Source organism: Novosphingobium sp. (assembly GCF_039595395.1).
Taxonomy (GTDB): Bacteria; Pseudomonadota; Alphaproteobacteria; order Sphingomonadales; family Sphingomonadaceae; genus Novosphingobium.
In genome coordinates this window covers 2,203,125-2,224,880 of the sequence record NZ_JBCNLP010000001.1, presented here as the reverse complement: position 1 = coordinate 2,224,880, position 21,756 = coordinate 2,203,125, and the positions used below count along the sequence as shown (strand labels likewise).

The window sequence follows — 21,756 nt, the reverse complement described above, 5'->3', positions numbered from 1 at the left end:
TATCCTCTCAGGCTTCGAGCGGTTCGCTGTCGAAGAAGCGGTAGATGGTGGGCAGCACCAGCAGGGTCAGCAGGGTGGAGGTGATCAGCCCCCCGATCACCACAATGGCGAGCGGACGCTGCACCTCGGACCCCGGCCCGGTGGAGAAGAGGAAGGGCACCAGCCCCAGCAATGCCACCGTGGCGGTCATCATCACCGGGCGGAAGCGCATGGTGGCGCCCTGCCTTGCGGCCTCGCGCACATCGAGGCCCTCATCGCGCAACTTGCGGATATAGCTGACCAGCACCACGCCATTGAGCACGGCAATCCCCCACAGCGCGATAAAGCCCACCGAGGCCGGGACCGAGAGATACTCGCCCGAAACGAAGAGCCCGATCACCCCGCCGATCGAGGCAAAGGGCAGCACGGTGATGATCAGCGTGGCGAGGCGCAGCGAGTTGAACAGGATGAACAGCAGGAAGAAGATCGCCGCCACGGTGATCGGCACGATGATCATCAGATGGCCCATGGCGCGCTGCATGTTCTGGAACTGCCCGCCCCATTCGAGGTAATAGCCGCTGGGCAGCTTCACCTGCGCGCCCACCTTCTTCTGCAATTCGGCCACGAAACCACCCAGATCGCGGCCCTTCACATTCATGCCGATGACGATGCGGCGCTTGCCGCTTTCCCGGCTGATCTGCGCGGGCCCGTCGACCACCTTGATATCCGCCACATCGGCCAGACGCACGGCGGCGCCTCCGGGCGTGGAGACCAGCAGATCGGAAATCGACTGGATGCTGGAGCGATCCTCAGCGGGCAGGCGGACCACGGCGGGGAAGCGGCGCTCGCCCTCGAAGATTTCGGTGGCCGCCTTGCCGCCGATGGCGGTCTCGATCAGATCGTTCACATCGGTGACGTTGAGCCCGTAACGCGCCACCGCCTGCCGGTCGATGTCGACGGACAGGTACTGCTGGCCCGAGATCTTCTCGATGCGGATGTCCTCGGCGCCCTGCATGCCCCGGCCCACGCGGGCGATGGCCTCTGCGGTGGTTTTCAGCTGGTCGAGATCGTCACCGAAGACCTTCACGGCGATGTCCGAGCGCACGCCCGTCACCATCTCATCCACGCGGTCGGAGATGGGCTGGGCCATCACCACCTGAATGCCGGGGATCTTGGCCAGCTTTTCGCGCATGGCATCGGCAATATCGTCCTGATTCCAGCCCTTGGGCCATTCATTGCGCGGTTTCAGGCTGACGATGGGGGTGGACTCGTTCGGCCCCTGCGGATCGGCGGGGCTCTCGCCGCGTCCCACGCCCGAGACCGCCGATTTCACACCCGGCACCTGCATCACCAGCTTCATCGCCTCCATCTCGATGCGGATGGATTCATCGAGCGAGATGTTGGGCACGCGGTTGATGCCCGGCACCATCGAGCCTTCCTTCATCTCAGGGATAAAGGCCGTGCCGAGGAAGGGGAACAGGCAGAGAGTGGAGACAAAGCCGCCCAGCGCGATCAGCACGGTCTTGCGTTCATTGCCCAACGCCCAGCCCAGCATGCGGGTGTAGCGCGCCTTCATCCAGGCGATCACCTTGGTATCATGATCGCCCTCATGCGCCGGGGGTTTGAGCAAATAGGTGGAGAGCACCGGCGTCAGCGTCAGCGACAACACCAGCGAGATGGCCAGCGCGATGGCGATGGTAAAGGCCAGAGGGGCAAACATCTTGCCCTCCATGCCCTCCAGCGTCATCAGCGGCAGGAAAACCAGAATGATGATGCCCACGCCGAAGATCACCGGCGTTGCCACCTCCACAACGGCGTTGAGGATGATGCGGGCTTTCGATTGCCCCTTGTTCGCCGCCTCGCCCAATTGCGCGAAGGCGTTTTCTACCACCACCACCGATCCATCCACCATCAGGCCAATGGCAATCGCCAACCCGCCCAGCGACATCAGATTGGCCGAAATCCCCAGCCAGTTCATAAACAGGAAGGTCAGCAGCGGCGTCAGGATCAAGGTTGCCAACACGATCAGCGAACTGCGGATATCTCCCAGAAACAGGAAGAGGATCACCACCACCAGCACCGCGCCTTCCAGCAGCACCTTGGTCACCGTATGCAGCGCGGCATCGACCAGTTCAGAGCGGTCGTAATAGGGCACGATCTTCAGCCCATCGGGCAGCATGCCCTTGGCGTTGATCTCGGCCACCTTCTCCTTCACGCGGCCGACGACCTGCTTGGCATTGCCGCCCGCCATCATCATAACCACGCCGCCCACGGCCTCGGCGGTGCCGTTCTTGATGACGGCGCCCTCACGCGTGCCCGCGCCAATCGCCACCTGCGCCACATCGCGCAGATAGATCGGCTGGCTGGCATTCTCACGGATGACGATGGCGCGCAGATCGTCCTCGCTTTTGACAAGGCCCTGCCCACGGATCAGATACTGCTCGGCAAATTGCGGCAGCACGCCGCCCCCGGCATTGGCATTGTTGCGCGCCACGGCCTGAAACACATCGGCCACGCTGACCTGATAATGTCGCAGTCGGTCAGGATCGACCATGATCTGATACTGGCGCGGATACCCCCCTTGCGAGTTGATCTCCGCCACGCCGGGCGTGGAGCGCAACAGGGGCCGCACCACCCAATCCTGCACTATGCGGCGGTTGGTCAGTTCCTCCGCGCTGAGGGCCTTCCCCTCTTCGCCCGCCTTGTCGAGCGTATACTGATAGACCTCGCCAAGCCCGGTCGAGACCGGCCCCAGAACGGGCGCAATCCCCGGCGAGAGCTTCGGCCCTAATTCGGCCAGCCGCTCCATCACCAACTGGCGGGCGAAATAGACATTGGTCTTCTCGCTGAACACCAGCGTGATCAGCGATAGCCCCGGCTTGTTGAGCGAGCGCATCTCCTCCAGCCCCTGCAGGCCGGTCATCGCCACCTCGATGGGGGCGGTGGCCATGCGCTCCACCTCTTCGGGGCTGCGGCCCAGAGCTTCGGTGGCGATCTGTACCTGCACATTGGTGACGTCGGGGAAAGCGTCCACCGACAATTGCCGCGCCGCGCTGAAGCCGAAGCCCAGCAGCACCAGCGCCACCACGACGACAATCAGCCGCTGCTTGAGCGCGGCACGGATCAGGCTCTGGATCATCAGCCTTCGGTCGCCTGACGGTTGCGCTCGGTGTTGAGATGGAAGCCGCCATCCACCACGATCGTCTCGCCCGCCTTCAGGCCGGACTGGACGGCGCGCTTGCCTTCCTCCTCATGGCCCAGGGTGACAGCACGCAGGCGGTAATGCCCCTTGCCTTCGCTGACGAACACGTAATCGGCATTGTTCTCGCGCACCACCGCGGAGGCGGGAACCACCAGCCTGGGCTGGGCCTGCCCCTGCACCAGCATGGTCGAGAGCATCATGGGTTTCAGATCGCCCTTGCTGTTGTCCAGCTCGGTGCGGATCAGCACGGTGCGGGTCTTGGGATCGACGGTATGGCCAACGAAGACCAGCTTGCCGCTGCGCTTTTCATCCTCCAGCGCGGGGATCTCGATCGTGACATTCTCGCCCAGCTTGACCAGATGGACCTGCTGTTCGGGCACCTGAGCCACCGCCCAGACCTTCGAGAGATCGGCCACCACAAAAAGCTGGTCGGAGGGCTGCACCACCTGACCCAGCGCGAGATGCCGCTCCACGATGACGCCACTCATGGTTGCGGTGACCTGCGAGACCGAATTGACCGTCCCACGGCCCAGACTACCCAGGGCCGAGTGGCTCAGCCCCAGCAGGCGAAGCTGATCGGCGGCGGCGCGCATCTCGGCGGAGGAGACGCTGTATTCGCTCTCACGCTTCTGCAATTCGGCGGCGCTGATGACATCGGCGGCGAAGAGGGTGCGGGCACGCTCGGCATTGCGGCGGTTCAGCTCATAGGCCGAACGCGCGCGCACGTAAGCCAGCTGCTGCGTGGTCAGGTCGGTGCTGGTGATCTGCGCCAGCACGGTACCTCGCCCGACTTGCGCCCCGATCTGCCCCGGCATCGCCGAAACGCGGCCGGTGACGGTGGCGCCGATGCGGGCCACGCGGTTTTCGTCGAAATCGATCTGCCCGGCCACGCGCAGGGTTTCCGACACCGGCGCCTCGCCCACCACCGCGGTGCGCAGGCGCTTGGCTATATCGGGCGTAGCGCTCACCAGCATGGGGTCGGCTGGGGCCTTTGCTTCGGGCTTTTCAGCCTTCTCGCCGCAAGCGCTCAGAAGCAGGGGGGCAAGAAGCAGCAGGGCTTTTTTCATGGGGTGTTCCGGGCGGGAAGAGGTTCGGGAGAGGCGACCAGGCGCTGGATATCCACCCAGGCGGCGGCCAGTTCGTAACGGCTGGCGATCAGATCGGCGCGGGCGGCGCGGTAGACGCGCTGGGCATCGAGCACATCGATCAACCCGCGCTCGCCCGCCTTGTAGGCGGCATCGGCAACATTCACGGCAGCGCGGGTCTGGGCGATCAGCCCATTTTCCAAAGCGGCGACCTGCGTCTGCGCCACCTCATACTGGCGCCAGGCGATGCCCAGCTCCTGCTTGATGGCATAGGTGCGGGCGGTGAGTTGCAGATCGCTCTGGCTGCGCCTGGCCTCGGCCTCATGCACCGGGCCCAGCTTGCGGTCCCACAAAGGGATCGAGACGGTGACGCCGACGCGGGTCTGGCGCATTTCGCGATCCGCCTCGCGCGTGGCGCGCAGCGAAACCACGGGAAGGCGGCCGGACTCCTCGTAATCCAGACGGTGGCGGGCCTGCTCAACCTCGGCGCGGGCGCGGGCCAGCGAGGGGTTGGCGGCCAGAGCCTGCTCCTGCAACACACCCAGCGAGGGCAACGGCAAAGGTGCATCCAATTGCCCGGTCAGGGCGAAATCCTCAGGCAGATCGGGCCCGACCAGCGTGCGCAACTGCAGTCTTGCCTGATCCTCGCGCAAAGCCGCCGCCTGAGCCGCCTTTTGCACGTTAAGCAGATCAGCCTCGGCACGGATCAGCTCGATGCGCGGGGCATCGCCCTGCTGAACCCGCAACTGGATCTTGGCATAGACAGACTGCATCAGCGAAAGGTCGGTCTGCGCATTGGCCTTTTCCGCCGTGCGCCGCAAAGCCCCGAAATAGGCGAGGCGCAGATCGGCAATCCAGTCGGTCTCGACAGCGGCATAGCCCGCCTTGCTCGCCTCCAGCCCGGCACGGGCGGCAGCGATGCGCGGCGTGCGGCGGAAAGGCAGGTCGAGAGGCTGCGTGATGCTGTAACTGTCCGATGCGCCCGAAATGCCGCTGGCATAGGGGCGATAGTTCATCGAACCGGCCATATATTCGACCTCGGGGTTCGGATAGGCCCGCGCGGTCTGGATGCCGGCGCGGGCGCCATCGATCTCGGTCGCGGCGGCGCGCAACGCGGGATTGGAGTGCGCCAGCTCTTCAAGCCGATCGAGGGGGAAGCTTTCGCCCGCCATGGCCGCATCCGCGCAAGCCAGGGCCATAAAGGGCAGCAAGGTCTTGAACCAGCGCGCCCGTGACATGCCGAAACCGGCAGAGGAAATCATGAAATAGCCCCGGATGTGATCGTGGCACCGGTTGGCCCGATGCCGATCGGCTCACGCTAGGGCCGGTATTTGTCTGCTTGCTTGCGAGTTTGTAACGAAAGATTGCTAAAAGTTGCATTAATAGCAACGGCAGATGCATCGCGATCACGCGACGGTGATCAGCAAATTAACCCATTAAATCGCCAGATATAGCGTCATTTCAAGCTGGGCATGGCGTGAGACAGGCACCGCCCTGTTCTTGCGCGACGCGCATACCGCTTCGCCTGAACAACAAAAGCAGGGTGTGCAGCAACCGGAAATCGGCTGTTGCCCACTCTGCTTTGTGACGTGCCTGCATCATCCCGCCGGGCAGCCCATGGACAGCCCGGCGCAATGCATGTCTTACGCGCCGTTGACGTCGACAGCCTTGCTGACCAGAATGTTGACCGAGACGCGGCGGTTCTGCGCCTTGCCCTCGGGCGTGTCATTGCTGGCAGCCGGGTCAGCCGTGGCCATGCCGCTGGGGGTCAGCATGCGGTAAGGCTTCCAGTGGCAAGCCTGCTGCAGGTAGTGGATGACGCTGCTGGCGCGCTTTTCGCTGAGCGCCTGGTTGGTGTCATCGCTGCCGGTCGAGTCCGTGTAACCCACCACCAGGATCAGAGCGTTTTCGGTGCTTTCAGCCTGAGAAGCCGTCTGGCAGAGCTGGTTCTTGTCCTCAGCCGACAGCACGGCCTTGCCGGTGTCGAAGTGGACATTCATCGTGCTCTTGATGTTGTACTTGTCGATATCGCCCATGCGGCCACGCAGCGCCTCGGTGGCCTGTTCATTGGCGGCGAAGCGCTGATCGGTGCCGTTGTGGATCATGTTGGCGGTCTTGATGTCGCCGTTGCGCAGGTTGATCTGGCTGGCGAGCAGCGTGCCATCGGGGCCCTGCACCGTCTTCACCGTCACCGGCAGACCGTTCATCAGCGAGGCAACGGCCAGCTTGTTGCTGCCGAACAGGCCCTTGCTGGCCTTGATGACAGTGGCTTCATTGAAGGCGACAGTCTGCTTGGTGCCATCCGGCGCGGTCACCTGCATCTTGTCGGCGTTGCGGGCCGAGATGAAGCCCTTGATCTCCGGACCCTGAGGCAGCTTGGACATATCAGGCGCAGGTTCACCGGTGACGGTGATGTCGCCCCTGGCCGCATTGGCCGGCACGGCGGCACCGCCCTGCTGCTGGGCGAAAGAGCTGGTCGCCATCGGCAAGGTACCGATCGCGAGAAGCGCGAGAATTCCTGCTTTCTTGGACATGACACGCATAACGAGGCTCCTTGTGTAACTCTGTGCTCAAACTCTGTTCATCGTCTTGTCTGTCCAATTCTGTCTCGCAGATGAAGCTCCCACGGGACGGACGGATTCCTGGATGAATGGAGTTTTGCGTGCGGCGAGTTGTGAAGATGCGCTGCCTGAAACTACTCTCTCGACTCAGATTGCACAAGGATGAACAGAGTATTCATGTCAAAGCCTTGGCTGGATGGTTGCCGAAAACAGTGATCGCCACACAAGATTTGTCCTATGACAAGCGCCAGTGGCTTACTCATCTGTTAACGAACAGATTTCTTTGTTTCGCCTTTGCGCAACATGCCGGGCATTTCCACCCGACACTGTCGAAGTCTTTGAAAATGGCCGAAGGCGCGGACCATATCGGACTGTTCGCCACAGCCTTTCGCGACTGGCCCGACCTGATTGCGCCCCCTACCAACGATAGATCATCGCCACATTGCAGCGTTCATAGCGCTTGCCATAGCGCTCCATGATCTCCTCGGAATGGACGAAACCAAGCTTTTCATAGAGATGGATCGCCGCCTCGCATTTGCGGTTGGTGAGCAGATAGAGCGTTTCGATCCCCATGGCACGGGCCCGGTCCAGCGTTGCTGCCAGCAGGAATTCGCCCGCCTTGCGTCCACGGGCCTGCGCGCTCACCCCCATCTTGGTGAGTTCGAACACGCCCTCGCCCATGCGGATCAGCGCGCAGGTGCCGATCACCCCGACATCGGGCGCCTCGACGAAAAGGATTTCGCCGCCGCCGTCGATGATCAACTCGCGCGGGCGGGTGAGGATCTGGATATCATTCTCCTCCAGCGTGAACATGGTCTGCACCCATTCGGCATTGATCCGATAGAAGGCCTCGGCCAGATCATCGGCATAGGGGCGAATGGTCAGCGCGGGCGGCAGCGACAGCACCCGGCTCTCCAGCGATTGCCGGTCCAGCGCTTCCTCCATCTGGCCGACCTGATCGAGGAAGCGGCCATCCAGCCCCTCGCACAGGGTTTTGACCGCGGCATCGACGCGCGGCCAGACCGTCACCGTCGCCTGAGCCATCAGGGCCTGCCCCGCGCTGGTGAGGCGGATCGTCTTCTGGCGCTGGTCGGCGCCGTCGCGGGTGGTTTCGAGAAGCCCCATCTCCATCAGTCCACTGAGCGTGCGAGTGACCACCGGCTGGCTGATGCCCAGCACCTCCACCGCCTTGCCGATCGTGATCGGGCCATAGCGATGGATGGCCGCCAACATGGGGAACTGCGCCGGCTGGATAGGCAGTCCAGCCTCGCGAATGATGCGCGCTGCGTCGGCCTGCAGGCGCTCTGCGAGGCGCTTGAGCCGACTGCCCAGGAACAGGTCACCATAATCTTGCAAAACGTCTGCCATCATGTGCTCCGAATCTATATAGCATGATATATATCTAGGTATGAGACTTTTCAATGGGCCTCGCTGGCTGGGTATTGAGCAAAGCTTCACCGCATTCATGGCGGCGCAGGATATGAGGCCATAACCTCCATCTATATAGGCAGGCGCGCGCGCCCGTGGCATAAGCCAGGCTCTGTAGATCGTTGTTCTGAGACGCTTTGCTCACGCGGAACATCGCCCTATCGTCACAAGGACCAGTTGCGGCATGAGGGAACGCCCCCTGCCCCGCGCTGTCGCAGGGGGAGAGTGTTGTCAGTGCCCGATGCCGTTGTTTCGCAAGCCCCGCATAACCGGCGCCTGATGGCGCTATTCGCCGTGCTGGGCTTTTCGGCGGGGTTGCCTTTCTATCTCTTTGCCACGGTGCTGTTTCTGCGACTGGCCCGGCACGGCGTGGATCTGACGATCATCGGCTTTTTCGGTTGGGTCTCTCTGCTGCCGACGTTCAAATTTGCCTGGGCGCCGCTGCTTGACCGTTTTGCCGCCCCCGGCTTCACCCGCTTCTGGGGACTGAGGCGCGGCTGGATCATGCTGGCGCAATTGGGGATTGGCATCTCGATTGTCGGGCTGGCTCTGGCCGATCCGGACCGCAATCTGGCGATCACCGCCTTCTGGGCCGTGCTGCTGGCCTTCTGGACCACCACCGTGGAAATCGCCGCCGACGCATGGCGCGTGGAACTGGCCCCCGATACTGCCACTCAAGGCCCGCTCTCGGCGGCCAACCTGTGGGGCTATCGCTCGGCCATGGTCGCGGCGGGATCGGGCACGCTGATCATCGCGGACCATTGGGGCTGGACGCTGGCCTATCTCGCCATCGCCGTTACGGCCTGCTGCGCCTTCCCGCTGGTGGCGATCACGTCGCGCGATGCGCATGCCACCACCGCCAGCCGCTGGAACGCGCTGGGCGTGGGCGCGCTGGCCACGCTGGTCGCTTACATCGCGATTGCCGTGCTGGTGGCGGCAGCGGGCTGGGTCGTGCTGGCCATGGCCGATCATCTGGGCATCGGCGCCAAGAGCAATGTCACCACGCCGGTGCTGGTGATTGCCCTGCTGCCCTTTGTGCTGATGGCGCTGGCCTTGCCGAAAATCCGCCGCATGGGGCCGGAGGCACCGCTGCGACGCTCCGCCGCTTTGGGGCCTTATATCGATATCTTCTGGCGGTTCGGTTATGGCTCGATGGTGCTGCTGGGCTTTGTCGCCTTTTATCGCATGGGCGATGTGCTGGCGCTCAACATGTCGAAGCCGCTGGTCAATGCGGTGGGCTATACGCTAACTCAGGTCGGGCTGGCCGACAGTTGGGTGGCGTTGGTCACCAGCATGGCGGGTGTGGCGCTGGCGGGATGGATGGTGACGCGCTGGCCCTATGGCCTCTCGCTGACGATCGGCGCCAGCCTTTCGGCCATCGGCAATTACAGCTTTGTATGGCTGTACCATATGCCGGTGGCGCCCTGGGTGCTCTATGTCGCCACGGGGCTTGAGCAGTTCGGCCATGGGTTCGAGGGGACGGTCTTTGTCGTCTATCTCTCGTTGCTGGTGAACCCGCGCTATGCCGGGTCGCAATATGCCTTCTTTTCCGGTTTCGCCTTTCTGCTGCCGCGCCTGATCGCGGGAGCGGCGGGGGCCTTGACCAAGGTGATCGGCTATGATGGCATTTTCATCATTTCGGGCACGCTGACGCTGGCGCCGTTGATCTTTTTGCCCTTTCTTGCCCGCCTCAAACCGCGAATGGCCACAGACCTATGAGTGACACGATGATCGACGCCGCCTTCGCCCCCGCCGCCGCCAGCGTGGCGCAGGGGCTGATCCCCGGCGCCACGCTGGGCGTGGTGCGCGCCGATGGTAGCCGCGCCGTGCGCTGGGCGGGATTGGCCGCGCGCGAACCCGAGCCCGAGGCGCTGACCCGCGAACACTGGTTTGATCTCGCCTCGGTCAGCAAGGTGATCGCCACCACCACCGCCGTGCTGAAGCTGGCCGACGAAGGGCTTATCGATCTGGATGCGCCGATCATCACCGCCATCCCCGATCTGCGGCAATATGATGTGCTGAATGCTCCGGAACGCCGCATCACCTTCCGCGACTGCCTGACGCATCACACCCATTTCCCCGCCGTCGAGCCGATCTACACCTATGGCGACGATCCGGCGCGGCTGAAGGCCTTTGTATTGCAACGCGAATGGAAAGCTGGGCCGCCGGTCTATTCGGACATCAACTACATCCTGCTGGGCATCGCCATCGAGCGCATCACCGGCCAGCCTTTCGATACGCTGCCCCTGCCCCCGGGGCTCACCTTCCATCCCGACCCCGCGATGAGTGTCGCCACCGAGCATTGCATGTGGCGCGGGCAGATCATGAAGGGGCAGGTGCATGATGAAAACGCCTATGCGCTGGGCGGAGCGGCGGGCCATGCCGGGCTGTTCGGCACGGTGGATGGCGTGCTGGATTTCGCGCTGAGCCTGCTGGACGGTTCGGGCATGTCGGAGGCCGGGCTTTCGGCCATCAGCACCCCCTACGCCCATCACCGCACCGCCGGTTGGGAGCATGCCTTCCCCGGCTGGTCGGGCGGGGAGATCTGCTCACGCGCCACCATCGGCCACACCGGCTTTACCGGCACCGGGCTTTGGGTCGATTTCGAGAAGGGGCTGGCCTGGACGCTGCTGACCAACCGCGTCCACCCCACGCGTCATTTTGACAGCGGCATCTTTACCCTGCGCCCCGCCACCGGCGATGCGGTGATCGCGGCCTTCGCGCCAGACTGAACACCCCCATAAAGAAAGGCCGGGCCACCCTCCTGCGGTGCCCCGGCCTTTCCACTCTGCCCGAGGCAGGATCAGAGCTGGAGGCGCAGCCCCATGCGGAAGCTGCGACCCAGCAGATCGAAATAGCTGCCGGTGGTCGAAAGACCGCCGCTGGCGACGATCGGCGGATCCTTGTCGAGCAGGTTGGTGATGTTGAAATAGACCTCCAGCGAGGAACGGCCCAGCGGCACCTTGCGCGAGAGCGAAAGGTCCAGATAGGTCGCCCCGCCGACATGGTTCTGGTCGATGGTGGGGTAGGAGGTGGTGCTGGCCGGGCAGCCGCTGGCGCACTGGACATAGCTGTTGCTGATCGTGCCGGGCGAGACGCCGCGCACCACCAGCGCACTGGTGAAGTCTTTCAGCGTATAGGTTGCCGCAAAGCGATAGATCCACTGCGGCACGCCATCGCTCATCGAGCCGACATAATCGATGGGCCGGTCGATACCGTTGTTGATGTAATCCTTCAGATATTTCGTGGCCATGCCGCGCAGCGACAGTTCACCCGGCAGCGAAATGCGGCTGAGCGGCAGTTGATACGACGCCTCGAAATCGATGCCGCGAGCATGGATGGTCGAGAAGTTGAAGGGGCTGAGGTTCACCGTCAACTGCGTCACCCCATTGGGCGTGCGCGTGATCGCCGAGCAATAGGCCGTCAGCCCGTTGTAGCAGCGGTTGACGATCTCCTGCGAATAGACCTGACCGATCGCGCCGCTGATCTGGATGTCGTAATAGTCGGTCGACAGGCTCAGCCCCGGAATGAAGCGCGGCTGCACCACCCCGCCGAAGGTCAGCGTGTTGGCGATTTCCGGCTTCAGATTGCGGTTGCCGGTGGTCACCTCCAGGAAGCTGGTGACCGCATTGCCGTTGAAAGGATCGTTGAGCGTGTTGGTGCGCGAGGTGCCCGCCTGATAGAGTTCGCTCAGATTGGGCGCCCGGATATCGCGCGAGCGGGTGAAGCGCAGCGTGATGTCATGGATCGGCTGGAAGGTGGCGCCGCCCTTCCAGGTGGTGACATAGCCCGAGGTGGAATAGCCGGTGAAACGTCCGGCCCCGTTGATGGTCAGCCCCATCCCCAGCGGGACCACGGTTTCGATGTAGCCTTCCTTGACGTCATAGCTGCCAAACGTCGGCAGGAAATTGCCCACCGACCAGCCGGTCTGATACTGGGAGGGCACATAGCCCGAGACCTGCTCGCGCCGATAGGCAAAGCCGGTGGAGAGCGACACCGCCCCCGCCCAGGTGCTGAAGGGATCGACCGAAAGGTTCGCTTCCGCCACGGTCTGCTTGAAGGTCTGGTTGCGATAGGGGTTGCCCAGCACATAGCCCAAAGCCGAGGCGCTCGACACATTGGTGCCAAGGATGTTGAGCGGCGAACAGCCATTGCCAGTGTTGGTCAGGCTGGAGCGGCACACAACCGTCCCCGCCGCCACGCCCAGCGCATTGCCCGCCGGAGCCGACACCGCATCGAGCGCCAGCGCCAGATTGGCGTTGTTGATGATGTTGCGCTCCATCTCATGCGTGTTGGTCACGCCATATTGCGCATAGCTGGTCCAGCGGAAGGTCTTGCCCAGCCATTCGAACTTGCCGTCACCGCCCAGCACATAGCGCTGCACGCTGCGGGTGTTGTCATTGACGCGATAGGGGAAACCCGCGTTCGAGCTGCCCACGGTGATGGTGTTGGTGCCGGTGAGCAGGCTGCCCAAAGTCTGCTGCACGTAAGGGTTGGTTGCCTGCAGGGTGGCCGATGAAATCAGCGAAGGGCCCGCATTGAACACCGTGTGGTGCCAGTTGTAGGAGGCCTCACCATAGATGTTGAGCGCATCGGACACTTCAAAGCTGGTGCGCCCAAACACGCCCCGGCGGTCTTCCTGCGCGTCCAGACCGATGCGGCGGTTGCCATCGGCCAGGGCCCAGTTGCCGCCAACCGAGGTGGTGGTGTTCGAGGTGGTGCCGTAATTGTAGCGGTTGACCGTGCCATTGGCGCCAAAGTAGATGCCGCGCAGCGCATTGGCGGTGGCGCCCGCCGAAGCGTTGATGATGCCGCCGGGCAACGTGTTGTTGGTGCCCGCGCCTGTCACGACCAGATATTGCGGCTGCCCATTGGTGGCAGAATAGCCGGGGTTGGTGAGCAGGCGGTCGCCATTCTGGTTCCAGCTATATTTGCTGGCATCGAAAATGCCGTCCTTATGCGCCCATTCGCCGTCGAGCAGAACATGGCCGCGCCCGCCTGAAAACTTCATGCCCGCCGCGACGCTGCCCTTGTAGTTGAAGCCATCGCCCTTCTGGTTAAAGCCGGATTCAACATTCATCCGCAGGCCGGTGAAGCCCTTGTCCAGCACGAAGTTGACCACGCCCGAGACAGCATCCGAACCATAAGCCGCCGAGGCGCCGCCGGTGACAATTTCGACCCGCTTGATGAGATCCTGCGGAAAATCGTTGACGTCAACATCACCCGTGATGTCCGACCCCACCGAGCGATGCCCATCCAGCAGCACCAGCGTGCGCGTCGTGCCCAGATTGCGCAGGTTCAGAGCATTGATGCCCGCCAGACCCGAGGAAATCGCCAGACGCGAGTTCGCCGGCCGCGTCGATCCCGCCACGGCAGGCAACGTGTTGACGAAATCGGCCACATTGTTGCTGACCGACTGGGTGCGCAACTCGGTCTCACCGATCACATTGAGCGGCGTAGGGGACTGGAAGCCCGAACGCACGATGCGCGATCCGGTCACCAGAATGTCGCTGTTGACCTGTTCTTCGGCCTTGGGCTCGTCGCTCCCGGCCGGGGTGCTGTCCTGCGCCTGGGCTATCGTGGGGCCCCATACCAGGGCCACCGCCAGCGCACCGCTGGCAATCATGCGCTTATGTGCTCGATTCATTTCCGGAGCCCCCATGCTCAATGTTCGTAACAGGTTGACCGCGCCACAAACCATGGCGGATTCCAGTCCTGCACGCTTGATGTTCCCTGCGCCTTCACGTCAGCCTCCCTCCTGTTTTCGCGTCCGGGCGGTCATGCATGTGCCGCCCGATCCGCGTGCCATGGCCTTGACTGTTGCCCAGCCCGGCCATGGTCATGATGTTGCAATCGAGGACGGCTAATCTTTCGAACCGGTCCTTAATTGGTATCAGGCTGCACCTGCCGCTTGTTTCCGTCAATCGCCCAGACCGTTCCTATTGTTGGGTTATCCATAGACTTAGGGCATAAGGTGCAGGATTCCGGCATTTGCAAGGGAAGAGCTACCACTTGACGCCAGACCACTTGAGAGCAATCATGCTGCCTTCATGAATTTTCGGCACATCGAAATCTTCCATGCGGTCTATGTCCATGGCTCGGTCAGCGCCGCGGCCAATGCGCTGAATGTCTCGCAGCCCTCGGTTTCCAAGGTGCTGCGCCATGCCGAACAGACTTTGGGCCTCGAACTGTTCCAGCGCACACGCGGGCGACTGGTGCCCACACAGGATGCCCATGCCCTTTTCGCCGAAGTGGCCGAGGTGCATGACAAGGTCCGCTCGCTGCGCCAGACCAGCCGCAATCTGCGCGATGGGCGCGGCGCGGTGCTGCGGGTGTCGGCGCTGCCCTCGCTGGGGCTGGATCTGATCCCTCAGGCGGTGGCCAGCTATTTACGCCAGCACAGCGAGGTGCTCTTCGACCTGCAAACGCTGCATCACGATGAAATCCTGCGCAAACTCTATGAGCGCGAGACCGATGTGGCGATCAGCTTCCATGTCCCACCCGGCGCGCCTGTCGCTCACCGCGTGATCGGCGAGGGTGAGCTGGTGGTCCTCTACCGCGAGGAGGATATGCCCGAGGCCCCGCCCCGCCTCTCGCTCGACAGTCTGGACGGCCAGCGCTTTATCAGCCCCGTTCAGGCCGGGCCCTTGGGCTGGCTGCTCTCGGGCGAAATGGAGCGGCTGGGCGTCACCCTTCAGGAAACGGTGTCGGCGCGCACCTATTATGTTGCCGCTGGTCTGGTGAAGGCCGGGGTCGGCATGGCTATCGTCGACAATTTCACTGCCGAGGCGGCGCGCGAAAGGGGCCTCTCCTACCGCCCGCTGCAACCGGCGATTGCCTATGATATCAACGCCGTCTTCCTGCAGAGCCGCCCGCCCTCGCAGGCCATGAGCGACTTCCTCGACAGGCTAACAGCGATCATCGACGCCTTATAACCGCCATCTATAGGGTGCGGGAGCAAGGCTATTGGTGCCCGCCCCGCGCTCTCGATAGGCTTGTTTGCACACCTTCTACGCAAACAGGCACGCCATGATCCTTTCTCCCTATCTACTCTACATCGGCCATTCGCGTGACGAGATCGGCATCAAGACTTCCCGAGGTCTGGCCGCCTTCCGCCCGCAGGATTGCACCGGCGAATTCCGCCATGACGATTGCCCGCTAACTCTCGGCCTGCCCCGCCAGACTTTGGCCGAGGGCGTGGCGGCAGGCGCGCGCACTCTGGTGCTGGGCGTGGCCAATGCCGGGGGCCGCATGGGCGAGGATCTGGTGGCCGATGCCCTGGCCGCGATGGAGGCAGGGCTCGACATCGCCTCGGGCCTGCATCAGCGTCTGAAGGATGTGCCCGAACTGGTTGAAGCCGCCAAGCGCCTTGGCCGCAGCCTGCACGATGTGCGCGATCCGCGCCCCGATATCCCCGTCGGCAATGGCCGCAAGCGTGCGGGCAATCGCCTGCTCACGGTGGGCACCGATTGCTCGGTGGGCAAGATGTATACCACGCTGTGCCTTGAGAAAGGTCTGCGCGCGCGGGGCGTCGCCGCCGATTTCCGCGCCACCGGCCAGACCGGTATCCTCATCGCCGGATCGGGTGTGCCGCTGGACGCTGTGGTGGCGGATTTCATCTCCGGCGCCATCGAGCAGATCAGCCCCGAGCGCCATGACGGCGGCTGGGATCTGATCGAGGGTCAGGGCTCGCTGTTCCATCCCTCTTTCGCCGGGGTCTCGACCGGCCTGCTGCATGGCGCCCAGCCCGATGCGCTGGTGCTGTGCCATGATCCCGCGCGCCAGCATATGCGCGGCCTGCCCCATTACGGCCTGCCCGCGCTGGAGGACTGCCTTGAGGCCAATCTGCGCGTTGCCCGCCTGACGAACCCTCAGGTGCGCGCGGTGGGCATTGCGCTCAACACCTCGGCGATGGAGCCCGAGGCCGCCCGCCGCCTCTGCCGCGAGACCGAAACGCGTATGGGCCTGCCCTGCAGCGATCCCTATGCGATGGGTGTCAGCGACATTCTCGACCAATTGCTGGGCGTGCAAGCGGCCTGACAAAGCGGGCCTTGTCAAATGGATGGCAAGGCGGGATGACACGCAAAACACAAGCGTGGGCAAGGAAGCGAAAAGCATGGTGATCGTGAAGCGCTGGCTGGCGTGGCCCCTGTGGCTAAGAGTGCTGGGGGCGCTGCTGCTGGGCGTGCTGCTGGGGCTGACGGCGCCGAGCTTTGTCAGCGGCATCAGCTTCATCGGCGACCTCTTTATGCGGCTGATCCGCATGCTGGTGGTGCCGGTGGTGCTGATCAGCATCGCCAGCGGCGTGGCTGCCATGGCCGACCCGCGCCGACTGGGCGCGGTTGGCGCACGGACGCTGGGCCTGTTTGCGCTCACCACCATCTGCGCGGTCTCGCTGGGCATGGCGATCGGGCTGGTGCTGCATCCCGGCCTCGGCGCCAAGCTGGGGCAGTTGCCGCCCCATGCGCTCGGCCCGACGCCCAGCCTTGGCGAGCAACTGCTGGCCATCGTGCCCACCAACATTCTGGCCGCTCTGGCGCAGGGCGATATGTTGGCGATCATTTTCTTCTCGGTGCTGCTTGGCCTTGCAACCATGACAGCGGGCAGGCAGGGCCGCGCGATGGCGCATGGGCTGCGCTCGGCCAATGCGGTGCTGTTCCAGATGGTGCGGCTGGTGATGGAGGTCACCCCTTTTGGCGTGCTGGCCCTGATCGGCAATGCGGTGGCCAAATTCGGCGTGGCGGTCTTTGCCAATATGGGCTGGCTGGCGGCGGGCGTGATGCTGGGCGTCGTGGCGCAGATGCTGCTGGTCCACGCCCCATTGGTGACGACTTTGGGCCGCATGAGCCCCACCCGCTTCTTCCGCGCCATCCCCGAAGCGCTGCTGGTCGCCTTTTCCACGGCTTCCTCGGCGGCAACCCTGCCCGCCGCGCTGAAGGTTTCGCGTGAGGGACTGGGCGTCGATCCGGCCGTCGCCTCCACCGTGCTGCCCATCGGGGCGAGCATCGGCAAGGATGGCACGGCGATGTATGTCGGCCTGCTCAGCATGTTCGCGCTTCAGGCGCTGGGCATCACGCCCGATCTGCCGATGCTGGCCATCGTGCTGCTGACCGGCGTGCTCGCCGCTTTCGGTACAGCGCCGATCCCGGCGGCCTCGCTCTTTATGCTGAGCGCGGTGATGTCGGCGGTCGGCGTCTCGCCCGAGCGCTGCGCGCTGGTGGTGGGCTTCGTGCTGCCCTTCGACCGCCTGCTCGACATGACCCGCACCGTTGCCAGCGCCAGCGCCAATCTGGCCGTCACCACCGCCGTGGCGCGCAGCCAATAACCTATCCCCCCGCGAAAGGCCCGCTTGCGATGAAACGCTTCAAACTCACGGCTCTCATGCTGGCCACCACCTTGCTGACAGGCGCTGCCGCGCCATCCGGTCAGGCCGATGTCGTGATCAAGGGCGGCACGATCTACGATGGCGGCACCGGCAAGCCCTTCGTGGGCGATGTGGCGATCAAGGGCGACCGCATCCTCTATGTCGGCCCGCACAGCCCGCTGCGTGCCACGCAAACTGTTGACGCCAAAGGCATGATCGTCAGCCCCGGCCTGATCGATGCGCATAGCCATCCCGACACCTATATCCTCTCGCCCGACGCTGCGGTGCGGGTCAATGCGCCATGGACGCGGCAAGGCGTCAGCACGATCCTGGTGGGCGTCGATGGCTATGGCACGCCCGATATCGCCGACTATGCCGCGCAGCGCACCAAGGCCGGCGTGGGCACCAATCTGGTGCCGATGATCGGTTTTGGCGCGGTCCGCCAGCGCGTGCTGGGTCAGGACGCCCGCGCACCCGATGCCGCCGAACTGGATCGCATGAAGGCGCTGGTCGCCAAAGGCATGTGCGAGGGCGCGGTCGGCCTCTCCACCGGCCTGTTTTACCCCCCGCAGAGCTTCGCCAAGACCGAGGAAGTGATCGCTGTCGCCCGCGAGGCGGCCATCCGCGGCGGCCTTTACGACACGCATCAACGCGATGAATCCAGCTACACCATCGGCCTGAAAGGATCGGTGCAGGAGGTGCTGCGCATCGGGCGAGAGGCAGGCATGCCCGTCCATTTCGCCCATATCAAGGCACTGGGCGTCGATGTGCAGGGGCAGGCGCCTCAGGTCATCGCCATGATCGAAGCGGCCCGCAAGGCCGGGCAGGATGTCACCGCCGACCAGTATCCGTGGCTGGCATCAGGATCGAGCCTTGAGGCTTCGCTGCTGCCCGGCTGGTCGGTCGATGGCGGACCGAAAAAGATGCTGGAGCGCTTCGCCGATGCCGCCACCATGGCCCGCATCCGGGCCGAAATGGACAAAAACATGCGCCGCAGGGGCGGGCCGGGCAAGATGCTGCTGATCTCGGCGGGCTTCGACTGGACCGGCAAGACGCTGGAGCAGATGGCCGCAGCCTGGCACCTGGGCCCTCTCGATGCCGCGCTGAAGATCATCACGCAGGACGCCAACAGCGACGACAGGCATTATGGCGGCGCCATCGCCTCCTTCAACATGATCGATGCCGATGTGGATCTGTTTATGAAGCAGCCATGGGTCGTCACCAGCTCGGACGGGTCTGACGGCCATCCCCGCCAATTCGCCACCTTTCCCGAAAAATACGCCCAATATGTGCAGAAACGCCATGTGATCGATCTGGCCAGTTTCATCCGCCAGTCGACCGGGCGCACCGCCGATATCTACAGACTGGACCATCGCGGCTATCTGCGCGTGGGTTACTATGCCGATGTGGCGGTGATCGATCCGGCGCATTACGCTCCGCGTGCCGATTACGTCCATCCGCGCGAACTCAGCGTGGGGGTGCGCCAGCTCTATGTGAATGGGCGGCTGACAGTGGAGTCCGATGCCAACACCGGCACTCTGGCAGGCCGTGTTCTGCTGCGTCCGGCCCCAAAAGCCTGCCCCGCGCATTGAGTATAGACAGGCGGCATACCGCTGCCACCAATTAGCATAGCACAGGGCGGGCCGCCCGCCCTACCCTGTGCCTCCCCCCTGAAGCGAGCGTCCGGGCCTTCCCCTCCCCCCAAGGCAAGGTCGGTCCGGGCGCTCCAACCACCGGGATTGTTCATGTTTCGCATCAATCGCCGCAGGCTCCTGCGTTCTTCCATCGCTCTGGCAACATTGGAAACCGTCATGTGCAGCCCTGCTCTGGCCCGTTCGCTGCCCCTTGCCGCGCGCCGCAACGTGCCCGGAGCGCAAGGCCGGATCGAGATCATCGACGACCATCTGGGCGTCCCCCATATCCGCGCGACCAGCAAGGCAGACGCCTTTTTCGGTCAGGGCTATGTGGTGGCGCGCGATCACCTCTTCGCCATCGATCTGGACTATCGCCGCCGCACGGGCCGCCTTGCCGAAAGCTTTGGCGCACCTTTCGCCGACCATGACGAAGCCTCTCACCTGCTGCGCTATCGCGGCGATCTCGAGGCTGAACTGGCCGCGTTGGGAGAAGAAACGCGCCGCTGCCTCGAAGCCTATGTCAGCGGCGTGAATGCCCGCATCACCGAATGCGAGGCCGACCCCAGCCTGCTGCCGCTGGAATATGGCATCCTCAAACTCCGCCCGCTGCACTGGGACGCGCGCGACCTGATGGCCGGACGCGACATCGCCGTGGGCAATCTGGAGGAAAAGATCCGCCGCGCCGCTCTGGCCCATGCCGGGCGGCTCGATCTGGATGCGATCTGCGCGCCGCTGCGCCCGCCCGCGCCTTTCACCCCGGCGCCGGGGCTCGATCTGGCCGCAATCTCGCCGGAGGATCTGGGCATCCTGCACAAGGCGGCCAAGGGCCTGCCCTTCGGCTCGCTGGTCGATGAGGCCGGGCGCCGCACAGACAATGCCAATGCAGGCAGCAACGCCTGGACGCTGGCCGGAGCGCACACCGCCAGCGGGCGGCCCATTCTGGCCAATGATCCGCATATCGGCATTGGTGGCTTTGCGCCGCGCCATGTCGCGCATCTTACTGCGCCGGGGCTCGATCTGATCGGAGCGGGGGCTCCGGGGCTGCCCGGCATCATGCAGGGACATACCGACCGCTTCGCCTTTGGCCGCACCAATTTCCATATCGATCAGGAGGATGTCTTCATCCTCACCCTCAACCCCGACGATCCCGAGCAATACCGCCACAACGGCGGCTGGCGCCGGTTCGAAAGGCATGAGGACAGCATTGCCATCGCCGGAGCCCCGCCGCGCCAGATCACCCTGCGCAGCTCGGTCCATGGCCCGGTTACCCGGCATGATCCGGCTCATAACCGCGCGGTGGCGATTGCCAGCGTCCATCTGGGCGAGGGCGGATCCACGATGGGATCGATGGTAGCCATCAATCTGGCGCAGGATTGGGACAGCCTGATCCGGGCCGTCGCCCATCATCCGCCGCCCACCAATCTGCATTACGCCGACACCAGCGGCAACACCGGCTGGCACGCCATCGGCTACGCGCCCGAGCGCAAGGGCCACAACGGACTGTTGCCCGTCCCCGGCGACGGCAGCTTCGACTGGCAGGGCATCCGCGCCGTGGCGGATATGCCCAGCATCCTGAATCCCAAAGCTGGCTGGTTCGCCTCGGCCAATCAGGACAATGTGCCCGAGGGCTATACCGGCCCGATGGCGCACAGCTTCTCGGCGCCCTTCCGCTACCATCGCATCGAGGCGGTGTTGCCCGCCAAGCCCCGCCAGACCATCGCTGACAGCGTGGCCTTGCAACATGACATTTATTCCGAGCCCGCGCGCCGCCTGCTGGCGTTGCTGCCGGCTCAGGCGGAGGGTGATGCCGGTCTGGCGCTGGCCATGCTGCGCGGTTGGGACGGCCGGATTGCCGGCGACAAGGGTGCGCCGGCGCTATACGAAATGCTGGTCAGCGCCATACAGCATCACCTGCTCGAAACACTGGTGCCGGAAAACCTGCGCAAGCTGGTGCCGCTGGTGGACAGCGAGGCTCTGCTTACCCTGCTGGAACAGCCCGATCCGCGTCTCGGGCCGGACCCTGCCGCCTTGCGCGCAAGGATGCTCGATCAGGCGCTGGGCGAGGCATGGCAGGCGGCGCGCAAGGCGTTGGGCGACGATCCCTCAAGCTGGCGCTGGGACAAGCTGCACAAGGTCAGCATCACCCATCCCCTGGCGGCTATTCCCGCCATCGCCAAGGCCTTCCCGCCCATCGACACAGCAGGCACCGGAGGCGACACCAGCACCGTGATGGCCCGCTGGTATCGCCCCGGCGGCAGCTTCAACGTGGCGGGCGGGGCCAGCTATCTGATGGTGGTGGATGTGGGCGGGTGGGACAACAGCGTGTTCCTCAACCTGCCGGGGCAAAGCGCCGATCCGCGTTCTCCGCATCGGCAGGACCTTTATGAGCCATGGATCGCCGGGCAGATGCAGCCGATGTTGTTCTCGACCGAGGCCGTCGACAAGCATGCCGCCGCCCGCACCGTGCTGAGCGCGACGGGCGCCTGAACCCTATGGCGGTACC

General features: G+C 64.1%; 13 protein-coding genes. 7 read left to right on the top strand and 6 right to left on the bottom strand.

The features are described 5' to 3' along the window. Positions 1 to 7 precede the first annotated feature (7 nt). The 5 genes from ABDW49_RS10245 to ABDW49_RS10225 all read right to left on the bottom strand — a co-directional run bounded on the left by ABDW49_RS10245 (position 8) and on the right by ABDW49_RS10225 (position 8,198). Positions 8 to 3,118, bottom strand: a complete 3,111-nt coding sequence (locus ABDW49_RS10245; RefSeq protein WP_343611669.1) for a CusA/CzcA family heavy metal efflux RND transporter — start codon at positions 3,116 to 3,118, stop codon at positions 8 to 10. Next, a complete protein-coding gene (locus ABDW49_RS10240; RefSeq protein WP_343611668.1) occupies positions 3,118 to 4,248 on the bottom strand; it encodes an efflux RND transporter periplasmic adaptor subunit in 1,131 nt (376 codons plus the stop codon). The genes ABDW49_RS10245 and ABDW49_RS10240 overlap by 1 nt, the downstream gene beginning before the upstream one ends. Further along, the gene (locus tag ABDW49_RS10235) at positions 4,245 to 5,528 is read right to left on the bottom strand and encodes a TolC family protein (RefSeq protein ID WP_343611667.1); all 1,284 of its coding nucleotides are present in this window, start codon (positions 5,526 to 5,528) and stop codon (positions 4,245 to 4,247) included. The genes ABDW49_RS10240 and ABDW49_RS10235 overlap by 4 nt, the downstream gene beginning before the upstream one ends. Positions 5,529 to 5,909: 381 nt before the next feature. Next, positions 5,910 to 6,809 (bottom strand): OmpA family protein, encoded by a 900-nt coding sequence (locus tag ABDW49_RS10230; protein WP_343611665.1) that lies wholly within the window; start codon positions 6,807 to 6,809, stop codon positions 5,910 to 5,912. Between the two features lie 435 nt (positions 6,810 to 7,244). Beyond that, a complete protein-coding gene (locus tag ABDW49_RS10225) occupies positions 7,245 to 8,198 on the bottom strand; it encodes a GNAT family N-acetyltransferase (protein ID WP_343611664.1) in 954 nt (317 codons plus the stop codon). A 291-nt stretch (positions 8,199 to 8,489) separates the two neighbouring features. Between ABDW49_RS10225 and ABDW49_RS10220 the strand changes: the two genes are divergently transcribed. Continuing rightward, complete coding sequence (locus tag ABDW49_RS10220) at positions 8,490 to 9,974, top strand: permease (RefSeq protein WP_343611663.1); 1,485 nt, start codon at positions 8,490 to 8,492, stop codon at positions 9,972 to 9,974. Beyond that, a complete protein-coding gene (locus ABDW49_RS10215) occupies positions 9,971 to 10,987 on the top strand; it encodes a serine hydrolase domain-containing protein (RefSeq protein WP_343611662.1) in 1,017 nt (338 codons plus the stop codon). Before ABDW49_RS10220 ends, ABDW49_RS10215 begins: the two co-directional genes overlap by 4 nt. A gap of 71 nt (positions 10,988 to 11,058) precedes the next feature. Here the strand turns inward: ABDW49_RS10215 and ABDW49_RS10210 are convergent, their stop codons facing one another. Next, on the bottom strand, positions 11,059 to 13,902 hold the full coding sequence (locus ABDW49_RS10210) for a TonB-dependent receptor (protein WP_343611661.1): 2,844 nt from the start codon (positions 13,900 to 13,902) through the stop codon (positions 11,059 to 11,061). 403 nt (positions 13,903 to 14,305) lie between these two features. Between ABDW49_RS10210 and ABDW49_RS10205 the strand changes: the two genes are divergently transcribed. The 5 genes from ABDW49_RS10205 (at position 14,306) to ABDW49_RS10185 (ending at position 21,740) form a co-directional block, all read left to right on the top strand. Beyond that, entirely contained in the window at positions 14,306 to 15,190 is an 885-nt protein-coding gene (locus ABDW49_RS10205; RefSeq protein ID WP_343611659.1) for a LysR family transcriptional regulator, read from the top strand. A 94-nt stretch (positions 15,191 to 15,284) separates the two neighbouring features. Beyond that, positions 15,285 to 16,295: an N-acetyltransferase DgcN gene (gene dgcN / locus ABDW49_RS10200; RefSeq protein WP_343611658.1), complete on the top strand. Its 1,011-nt coding sequence runs from the start codon at positions 15,285 to 15,287 to the stop codon at positions 16,293 to 16,295. Between the two features lie 76 nt (positions 16,296 to 16,371). Continuing rightward, positions 16,372 to 17,580: a dicarboxylate/amino acid:cation symporter gene (locus ABDW49_RS10195; protein WP_343611656.1), complete on the top strand. Its 1,209-nt coding sequence runs from the start codon at positions 16,372 to 16,374 to the stop codon at positions 17,578 to 17,580. Between the two features lie 29 nt (positions 17,581 to 17,609). After that, the gene (locus tag ABDW49_RS10190; protein ID WP_343611655.1) at positions 17,610 to 19,211 is read left to right on the top strand and encodes an amidohydrolase family protein; all 1,602 of its coding nucleotides are present in this window, start codon (positions 17,610 to 17,612) and stop codon (positions 19,209 to 19,211) included. Positions 19,212 to 19,364: 153 nt separating this feature from the next. Then, on the top strand, positions 19,365 to 21,740 hold the full coding sequence (locus ABDW49_RS10185) for a penicillin acylase family protein (protein WP_343611653.1): 2,376 nt from the start codon (positions 19,365 to 19,367) through the stop codon (positions 21,738 to 21,740). Positions 21,741 to 21,756: the final 16 nt, after the last annotated feature.